Source organism: Microbispora sp. GKU 823, assembly GCF_002027145.1.
Classification (GTDB): domain Bacteria; phylum Actinomycetota; class Actinomycetes; order Streptosporangiales; family Streptosporangiaceae; genus Microbispora; species Microbispora siamensis.
Genome location: NZ_MWJN01000246.1, coordinates 1 through 1,369 on the forward strand (window position 1 = coordinate 1; position 1,369 = coordinate 1,369).

The 1,369-nt window shown below is 69.8% G+C and carries 2 protein-coding genes; both read right to left on the reverse strand.

Annotated features, from left to right (window positions below; genetic code table 11):
• A partial coding sequence (locus tag B1L11_RS44515) for a potassium-transporting ATPase subunit C (RefSeq protein WP_143738012.1) occupies nt 1-503 on the reverse strand: 503 nt, incomplete at its 3' end.
• 14 nt (nt 504-517) lie between these two features.
• Nucleotides 518-1,369, reverse strand: an 852-nt coding sequence (locus tag B1L11_RS44520; RefSeq protein WP_143738011.1) for an HAD-IC family P-type ATPase, incomplete at its 5' end; no start/stop codon positions are given.

Below are 1,369 nucleotides of genomic sequence, written 5' to 3' on the forward strand. Positions count from 1 at the left end.
GTGCCGACGGCGGGGAAGACCTTGAGCACCGCGCCGACTCCGTCCGCCGTGCAGTACGGCCTGGCTCCGCTGACGCCCTCCAGTTCGCCGACCGCCTTGGATCGCGCGCACACCTGGGTGAGCAGGCTCTGCTTGCCGGTGTCGGGGTTGCCCTCGTCGTCCGTGGCTCCCGCCACCGGGAGAGTGTCGAGGACGTCCTCGGGGCCGAGGTTGCTCGCGGCGGTGGAGGTCGGGTCGTACCCGTCGCCCGCGGCCGAGGGCCGGCTCTGGAAGTACTTCTCGACCGGGTTGCCGTCCTTGTCGGTGAAGCTCTGGCCGACGAGGGCGCTGCCCACGTCCCTGCCGCCCTCGCGCAGAATCGAGCCGTCGGCCCTGTGGGGGAGGAGGACCTGGGCGATGCCGGTCACCAGCAGGGGATACAGCCCGCCGAGGATCACCGTGAGCACGGCGACGGCCCGGACCGCCGCGAGGTGCCGGCGGAGCGTGTTCGGCAGGCGTTCCATCATGTTCGCAGCCATCAGGACATCCCCGGGAGGAGTTGGACGAGCAGGTCGATGAGCTTGATGCCGAGGAACGGGACGGCGATGCCGCCGAGGCCGTAGATGGTCAGGTTGCGGCGCAGCAGCCTGGACGCGCTGGAGGGGCGGTAGCGGACGCCGCGCAGGGCGAGGGGGATCAGCGCGACGATGACCAGGGCGTTGAAGATCACCGCGGACAGGATGGCCGACTGGGGGCTGTGCAGCCGCATGACGTTCAACGCCTCCAGCCCGGGGTAGACCGCGGTGAACATGGCCGGGATGATCGCGAAATACTTCGCGATGTCGTTGGCGATGGAGAACGTGGTCAGCGCCCCCCGGGTGATCAGCAGTTGTTTGCCGATCTCGACGATCTCGATGAGCTTGGTGGGGTTGGAGTCCAGGTCGACCATGTTCCCGGCCTCCTTGGCCGCCGAGGTGCCGGTGTTCATGGCCACCCCGACATCGGCCTGGGCCAGGGCGGGAGCGTCGTTGGTGCCGTCGCCGGTCATCGCGACCAGCCGCCCGCCCTCCTGCTCCTTGCGGATGAGGGCGAGTTTGTCCTCGGGTGTGGCCTCGGCCAGGAAGTCGTCCACCCCGGCCTCGCGGGCGATGGCCTTGGCAGTGAGCGGGTTGTCCCCGGTGATCATCACGGTGCGGATGCCCATGCGGCGCATCTCGTCGAACCGCTCCCGCATGCCCTGTTTGACGACGTCCTTGAGGTGGATCACCCCCAGCACCCGGGCCGCACCACCGCCGGACACCTCGCCCACGACCAGTGGGGTGCCGCCGGAGGCGGAGATCCCGTCGACCAGGTGACCGACCTCGCCGGTGGGGTGGCCGCCGTTGTCGCG